Genomic DNA, 6,945 nt, shown 5'->3' on the forward strand with positions numbered 1-6,945 from the left:
CGAGCGCCGCGCCCTCGGCGCGGGTCCCCTTCGACTGGACCTCGAAGGCGAAGCTCAGCGCCTGCGGGACGACGCAGGAGAGCTTGCCGCAGGAGAGCCGCAGGGCTCTCACGCGGGCAAACCCCTCCTTGGCCGCATATTCCTCGACGATCTGCAGGATGGATTCAACGAGCGACAGCTCATGCATGGCGTCTCTCCGGGCGGATGCCGTGGCGGGCCAGCTCCTTCATCAGCAGCGCCTCGACGATCGGAAATTTCTCGCGCATCAGCGGCGTCATCTCCATGTCCATGTCCCGGATGTTCTCCGGCACGACGCACAGGAAGATCACCTCGGGGGCCTCATCGAGCATCTCGGCCTTGCACAGCACGTCGAGGAACTGCACCTCGTGGGCCGAGGTGGGCGGCGGCAGTTTCGGCTCGATCTCCGCCAGGGTGAACCGGTAGACCGCCCCCGGCTCGTCGTCCGTCTTGAGGACGTCGACGACGATGAGGTGCTCGCAGCCGCAGACGGGCCCCAGCAGGGCATAGGCCATGACCCCTCCCTCGACGAGCTCGACCGTTTCGGGGAAGCTCCAGCGGCCGGCGAGCCACTTGACGAAATGGACGCCGAACCCCTCGTCCTTCATGAGGATGTTGCCGAGACCTAATATGGTGATGAATTGCTTCTTTTCCATGTCCCGAGCGAAAAAGGGGGAGATTTCATCTCCCCCTTTTTAATTACAGTTTGGTCTAAATCAAGTGACGTTTCAGTGCTCGCCCTTCTCGTACATGAAGCCGCTCACCATGGAGGAGAGTGTCCCCTCCTTCAGCACGGCGTCATACCAGAAGGCCATGTAGACGTGGACCACGATGAAGAGCACGAAGCCCCAGGTAAGCACGTGGTGGATGTAGCGCACCGACGCAAGCCCCCCCAGCAGGCTCTCGACGGGCCTCAGGATCGCGTAGAACCAGCTCGTGAGCCCCGTGCTGTAGCCCGCCCCCATAAGGATGAGCCCCGTCACCACGATGAGGAAGACCATGCCGAAGAGGCCCAGGTAGGCCATCGACTGCATGGGTCCGTAGAGGCCCGTGTGCGGGGGGCCCTTCTTGTCGATGAGCAGGTAGAACTTGATCTGCTGGATCGTGTTGGGGATGTTCGTGAAGGCCAGCAGGTCCTTCCAGTCCGCCTTGAAGGTGGAGAAGAACGCGAGGTAGACCCGCCAGACGAACAGCAGGGCCAGGAACACCCCGAAGAGGATGTGGACGAACCGGATATACCCGACGGAATACTTCATCCACGTCTCGCCGCCCTGCAGGGTGAAGGGGTAGGCGATGAGGAACCCCGTGCCGATGAGCACGAAGATGGCCAGCGCCATGGCCCAGTGGTTGATGCGGATGGCCACGGTCCAGTGTTTCTTGGGAACGATTGCTTCCATGGCACCCTCCTTTCAGGCCACCCGGAACTTGCGGACCTGGCCGCCCGGCTCGATGACGTGAACCGCGCAGGCCATGCAGGGATCGAAGGAATGGATCGTCCGGATGATCTCCAGCGGCTGATCCGCCTTCGCGAGCTTCGTCCCGATGAGGGATTCCTCGTAGGGGCCGCGCTTGTTGTTCTTGTCCCTGGGCGAGCAGTTCCAGGTGGAGGGGACGATGGCCTGGTAGTTGGCGATCTTGTGGTCCTTGATGCGGATCCAGTGGCTGAGCGCCCCGCGCGGGGGCTCCGTCATTCCGCGGCCCTGTCCTTCCTTCGGGACGTCGCAGGGCGTCCAGGTCCGGACGTCGCCCTTCTTGATGTTGCCCACCAGCTCGTTGAACCAGGGCTCGAGCTGGTCGCCCACGAGCTTCGTCTCGAGGGCCCGGGCGGCCGTGCGCCCCAGCGTGGAGAAGAGCACCGTCGCCGGCAGCCCCGTGGCCTTCAGCGTGTCGGCCACGAGCGGCTTGATCTTCTTGTCGCCCGCGACAAAGCCCACGACCATGCGCGCGAGCGGCCCCACCTCGTGGGGCTCGCCGTTGTAACGGGGCGCCTTGCACCAGGTGTACTTCTCGTTGCCCTTGACGTGGCCGTCCTTGTCGTAGCCCGTGTACTTGGGGATCGTCGTGCCCTCGTAGGGGTGCTGGGGCTTGTCGTCCTGGTACCAGGCGTGCAGCGCCTCCTCGGTGATGAGCTTCTCGTCGATGGGAAGCAGCTTCGTCAGGTCGCGGTTCTTCACGATGCCCCTCGGGAAGAGGAAGCTCGTCATGCCGTCATCGAGCGGGAAGCCGCCGAAGCAGAGGTAGTTCTTCACGCCGCCGCCGATGCCGGCCAGGCCCTCGCCCTTGTAGTAGCGCGCCGCGAGGATGACGTCGGGGATGTAGGCCCTCTCGACGAAGTCCTTCACCTCCTTGGCCCGGAAGAGGAACTCACCCAGGCGGCTCGGGTTCATCGCGTCGAGCACGCAGGAGACGCCGCCCACGACGAGGTGCTGCGGGTGGGGGTTCTTGCCGCCGAAGACAGCCTGCGCCGCGGCCGCCGTCTTGGAGACCTGCAGGGCGTCCAGGTAGTGCGACGCGATGACCAGGTTCGCCTCGGGGGGCAGCTTGTAGGAGGGGTTGCCCCAGTAGGCGTTGGCGAAGGGGCCCAGGCGCCCCGACTTCACGAAGCGGGTGAGCCGGTCCTGGACGGCCTTGTAGTGCGTCTCGGAGCAGTTCCAGGGATTGGGGTGGACGCTCTTTGCGAGATCCACGGCCGCCTTCGGGTTCGCCTTGAGGGCGCTCACGATGTCCACCCAGTCCAGCCCGTGCAGGTGGTAGAAATGCATGATGTGGTCGCCCAGGTACCAGATGCCCTGGGTGAGGTTGCGGATCAGGCGCGCGTTGGGCGGCGGCTTGATTCCGAAGGCGTCCTCGCAGGCCATGATGCTCGCCTCGTAGTGCACGTAGGTGCAGACGCCGCAGAAGCGCTGCACGATGAGGCCCGCGTCCCGGGGGTCGCGGCCCTTGAGGATCGTCTCGATGCCGCGCCACAGCGTGATGCTGCTCCAGGCATCCTTGATGGTGTTCGTGTTGTCCAGCTCGACTTCTATCCTGAGATGTCCCTCGATCCTCGTGATGGGATCAACGACCAGTCGTTTCGCCATGGTTCACCTCCTCACTCCTTCCCTTCCTTGTGCGGGGTTTCGTCCTTCTTGTCCGGACCGCCGTGACGCAGCGCGCTGAAAAGGCCGTGCGCCGTGACGCCGGCCGCCGTCGCCACCGTCAGCATGATGCCGATGTCGTCGACGGTCTTCTCCCCGCCACCGATGGTGGCCTCGTGGATCGGCTTCTCCAGGGGGGCCATGGTGTCCCAGAACCCGATCTCCGTGCAGCCGATGCAGCCGTGCCCCGCCATGACCGGCCAGGAGATGTGGTCGTTGAACCTCAGGTGGGGGCAATTCGCCATGGTGTAGGGCCCCTTGCAGCCGACCTTGTAGAGGCACCAGCCCCGCCGGGCGCCCTCGTCGCCCCACTGCTCCACGAACTCGCCGCCGTCGTAGTGGGGTCGGCGCTCGCAGAAGTCGTGGACGCGCTTGCCGTAGGCCCAGACCGGGCGGCCCTGCCCGTCGAGGGGCGGCATGCCGCCGAACATGAGGAAGTACAGCAGGGTCCCCGTGAAGTTGACCGTGTTGGGGGGGCAGCCCGCGATGTTCACCGTGGAGATGCCCAGGGCCTTGCTCACGCCGACCGCGTCGGTGGGGTTGGGCCGGGCCGAGGGGATGCCGCCCCAGATGGCGCAGGAGCCGATGCTGATCGTCGCCGCGGCCTTGGAGGTGACCTTTTTGCCGATCTGGAGAGCCGTCTCTCCCTTGTGGCCGATCCGCATGTACTGGCCGTTGAGGCCCAGGGGAATGGCGCCCTCGATGACGCAGACATACTTGCCGGGGAAGTGGTGGATGCAGTCCTCGAGGCACTTCTCGGCCTGGTCGCCCGCGGCGGCCATGATCGTCTCGTGGTACTCCAGCGAGATCGTCTCGAGCAGGATGTCATCGACGTTCGGGTAGGACGAGCGCAGCAGGGACTCGGTGCAGCCCGTACACTCGGCGAAGTGGAGCCAGATGACGGGCAGGCGGCTGAAGTTCTCGGCGGCCCGCGCGACCATGGGCTCGAAGATGGGCGGCAGCATGAGGGCCGCCGTCATGCAGGAGGTCCACTTGAGGAAGTCCCGCCTCGAGACCCCCCGCTCCTTCAGCAGCGCCTGGAAGTCTTCCCGCGGGGCGGGATACTCCTTCTCGAAGCGGTCCATGTGGACCTTGCACTGCTCCAACAGCCGGTTGTACTGCCGGCCTACCGCTTTGGTGTAATCGTCTTTCCCCATAAAACCCCCTTTCACGACCGAACCGTAAAGATGCTTGTTATTCGCCGCCCCCGGTAGAGGGAGGATTGCATACAGTTCATCACCGTACTCGCAACGCCTTTCGGCGCTGCCGGGTTTCCTCCGTCATTCAAATTTCAAGAACTGGGTTGCGACTGGCTGGGAAATGAGCGCGCGAAAACGAGTCGGCACATCGAAAAGGCTGCCGGCCGCAGGGAAGAGAGACAAAAGAAATGCGGTAGACCGGTTGCGTCTAAACGCTATTCATGCACGAAAGTCAAGTGAAATCCTCACCCACAAGGCCTTTCAGGCGATCCGTGCACCCGCCTTCTGCCGTCTTCTTCTCTCCCGAATGTACATCACCGGTCATCTCCTCAAAGGGGGATGGCTACCGGCAAGAGCCCATTTATGTCATTAATGACATAATGTCAAGCACTTCTTGTCCCCTCCCGGCCCCGATTACGGGATGTCCAACTGCAGGGAAGCGGGGCCCCATTCTTTGACCCGTCCGCTTTTTTTTGTTATGGTTTCGGGGCGGAGAAAAGGAGGGGTCCGCACGAAGGACCCGGCGACTTCATGACAAAACGACCCATGGCGCGGAGGAACACGATGAAGATGAAGAAGATAATCCTGGTATCCCTTCTGCTGCTTGCCGCCCTGGCCGCGGCGGTCCCGGTCCTCGCGGCCGGCCAGCCCAAGCCCGGCGACAAGCTGTTCGACCTGATGCTCCCGGTTCCCTCCGAGCGGGCGGATCGGACCTACCTGGGCCTCTCGGGCTGGGGAAAGACCTTCAAGATGGCCGACGTCAAGGCCAATCTCGTCCTCATCGAGATCCTGAGCATGTACTGCCCCTTCTGCCAGAAAGAGGCCCCCGTCGTGAACCAGCTCTACGAGGCCATTGAGAAGGACCCCGTCTCGAAGGGGAAGATTAAAATCATCGGCATCGGGGCGGGCAACTCGTCCTACGAGACGGACGTGTTCCGGAAGAAATACAGTGTTCCCTTCCCCGTCTTCCCGGACCCCGACTATGACATCCACAAGAAGTGCGGCGAGGTGAGAACGCCCTTCTTCATTGCCGTCAGGCTCAACCCGAACGGCACCCAGGATATCACCTACGCCAAACTGGGCGGGTTCGGCGATATCCCGGCCTTCCTGGACACCCTGAAGAAAGCCGCAGGACTGTAAGGAGGATGCCATAATGAGAACAGCCGCCTTCATCACCCTCGTAGTCGCCCTGACCCTCGGGGTGCCGGCGATGGCCCAGACCCACTCCGAGGCCTACAAGGACAACATCTATTCCCCCGGCGATCTGAAACCCGTCGACAGCGTCCTGAAGGTCAAAGTCGGCCAGCAGGCCCCGGACTTCATGCTGCCCTCCATCGCGGGCAAGAGGGTCACCCTGGGCGAGTACCGGGGGAAGAAGAACGTCGTTCTCTCCTTCGTCCCCGCCGCCTGGACCCCCGTGTGCTCCGACCAGTGGCCGGGCTACAACATCGTGAAGGACCTCTTCGACGCAAGCGACGCCATCCTGCTGGGCATCACCGTGGACAACATCCCCACCCTCTACGCCTGGACGAACCAGATGGGCCAGCTGTGGTTCCCCGTGCTCTCCGACTTCTACCCCCACGGCAAGGTTGCCGAGACCTACGGGGTGCTCCGCAGCGACGGCACCACCGAGCGGGCCCTGTTCGTCATCGACAAGAAGGGAGTCATCCGCTACATCGACGTCCACGACATCAACAAGCGCCCGCCACTGGAGGCGCTCATCCGGGAGCTGGGGAAACTGAAATGAGGGGCGACCGGTGATTGGCGCACCGATGAAGGGGCCGTAATGATCAGGAGGAAGGATTGACCGGAAGCGGGTGCGCTACCGGGGCGGGGGTTTGGCAATCCTTCCGGACGGGTCTCAGCGTTCCACGTCCCTGTCCCACCCCAAGGCTTTCGACTTTTTCTGCAGAAAATTTTTGAGGTCCTTCTCGAACTGCTCGTATTGTTCCAGCAGCTCCCGGGCCTCCGCCGTCAGGCGGAGGCCTTTCTTTGCACCGTCGTTTTCCACGAGTTTGATGCCGAGACGCTCTTCTGACGCTTTGAGTCTCCCCCAGGCAGCGCGGTAGGACATCTTCAATTCCTTTGCCGCCGCCTGCAGGCTCCTGCACTCCTGGATCGCCCGGAACAGTTCATCCCGGCCTTTCCCGAAGATCACCTTCCCGTCTTGCTCCAACCAGATCTTGTAACGAATTTTCATGATGGCGGCCCTTCGGTTCCAGAAAAGGTTTCTTGCTTCATCCGGTCTTCCAACCCGTCGCAACGGAAGACAGCGCCAACCCGGGGTTGTGTCCAACCTATCAATTTCAAAACCCTTCAGCAAGCATAAGTTTAAAATAACATTGTTCCCCGGGGCGATCCCCTCCCGCGGCCGCCGGCGGCGGAGCCCGAAAAGGTTATTGACATCCCGACGGACCTGTATTAAGCCATTTTCGGCATATGCCATATATGATATAAATTACCGCCTCGTGAATCCCGTGAACACAATCCGTCTGCAAAGGAGTCTGTCATGTCCGGTGCAACCTTCGTTTTGAACGGCAGATCGGTTCCATTCAAACTGGGACAATCCATCCTCGATGCGGCCCGCGACA

The 6,945-nt window shown here is 62.5% G+C and carries 8 protein-coding genes; 2 read left to right on the forward strand and 6 right to left on the reverse strand.

The annotated features are described in order from the left end of the window. The 5 genes from GX466_08500 to GX466_08520 form a co-directional block, all read right to left on the reverse strand. The coding region (locus GX466_08500; protein ID NLH94233.1) for a hydrogenase maturation nickel metallochaperone HypA at positions 1-187 on the reverse strand (187 nt) is incomplete at its 3' end. After that, positions 180-674: a hydrogenase maturation protease gene (locus GX466_08505; GenBank protein NLH94234.1), complete on the reverse strand. Its 495-nt coding sequence runs from the start codon at positions 672-674 to the stop codon at positions 180-182. The genes GX466_08505 and GX466_08500, both read right to left, overlap by 8 nt. Before the next feature lie 72 nt (positions 675-746). Next, positions 747-1,415 carry a Ni/Fe-hydrogenase, b-type cytochrome subunit gene (gene cybH, locus GX466_08510; protein ID NLH94235.1) on the reverse strand — a complete coding sequence of 223 codons (669 nt, stop codon included), beginning with the start codon at positions 1,413-1,415 and terminating at the stop codon, positions 747-749. Between the two features lie 12 nt (positions 1,416-1,427). Further along, positions 1,428-3,098 (reverse strand): nickel-dependent hydrogenase large subunit, encoded by a 1,671-nt coding sequence (locus tag GX466_08515; protein NLH94236.1) that lies wholly within the window; start codon positions 3,096-3,098, stop codon positions 1,428-1,430. A gap of 11 nt (positions 3,099-3,109) precedes the next feature. Beyond that, complete coding sequence (locus tag GX466_08520) at positions 3,110-4,240, reverse strand: hydrogenase small subunit (protein ID NLH94237.1); 1,131 nt, start codon at positions 4,238-4,240, stop codon at positions 3,110-3,112. 792 nt (positions 4,241-5,032) lie between these two features. Between GX466_08520 and GX466_08525 the strand changes: the two genes are divergently transcribed. Continuing rightward, positions 5,033-5,494 (forward strand): redoxin domain-containing protein, encoded by a 462-nt coding sequence (locus tag GX466_08525; protein NLH94238.1) that lies wholly within the window; start codon positions 5,033-5,035, stop codon positions 5,492-5,494. A 13-nt stretch (positions 5,495-5,507) separates the two neighbouring features. Continuing rightward, on the forward strand, positions 5,508-6,101 hold the full coding sequence (locus GX466_08530; protein NLH94239.1) for a peroxiredoxin: 594 nt from the start codon (positions 5,508-5,510) through the stop codon (positions 6,099-6,101). Positions 6,102-6,215: 114 nt separating this feature from the next. Here the strand turns inward: GX466_08530 and GX466_08535 are convergent, their stop codons facing one another. Further along, on the reverse strand, positions 6,216-6,554 hold the full coding sequence (locus tag GX466_08535; protein NLH94240.1) for a LysR family transcriptional regulator: 339 nt from the start codon (positions 6,552-6,554) through the stop codon (positions 6,216-6,218). Between the last annotated feature and the right edge of the window lie 391 nt (positions 6,555-6,945).

It is taken from the genome of Candidatus Cloacimonadota bacterium (assembly GCA_012516855.1).
GTDB lineage: Bacteria > Cloacimonadota > Cloacimonadia > Cloacimonadales > Cloacimonadaceae > Syntrophosphaera.

Excerpts from the sequence above, each read along its gene's own strand:
- GX466_08515 (NLH94236.1), bottom strand. The coding sequence starts at position 3,098 with ATGGCGAAACGACTGGTCGTTGATCCCATCACGAGGATCGAGGGACAT.
- GX466_08520 (NLH94237.1), bottom strand. The coding sequence starts at position 4,240 with ATGGACCGCTTCGAGAAGGAGTATCCCGCCCCGCGGGAAGACTTCCAG.
- GX466_08525 (NLH94238.1), top strand. The coding sequence starts at position 5,033 with ATGCTCCCGGTTCCCTCCGAGCGGGCGGATCGGACCTACCTGGGCCTC.
- cybH (NLH94235.1), bottom strand. The coding sequence starts at position 1,415 with ATGGAAGCAATCGTTCCCAAGAAACACTGGACCGTGGCCATCCGCATC.
- GX466_08505 (NLH94234.1), bottom strand. The coding sequence starts at position 674 with ATGGAAAAGAAGCAATTCATCACCATATTAGGTCTCGGCAACATCCTC.
- GX466_08535 (NLH94240.1), bottom strand. The coding sequence starts at position 6,554 with ATGAAAATTCGTTACAAGATCTGGTTGGAGCAAGACGGGAAGGTGATC.
- GX466_08530 (NLH94239.1), top strand. The coding sequence starts at position 5,508 with ATGAGAACAGCCGCCTTCATCACCCTCGTAGTCGCCCTGACCCTCGGG.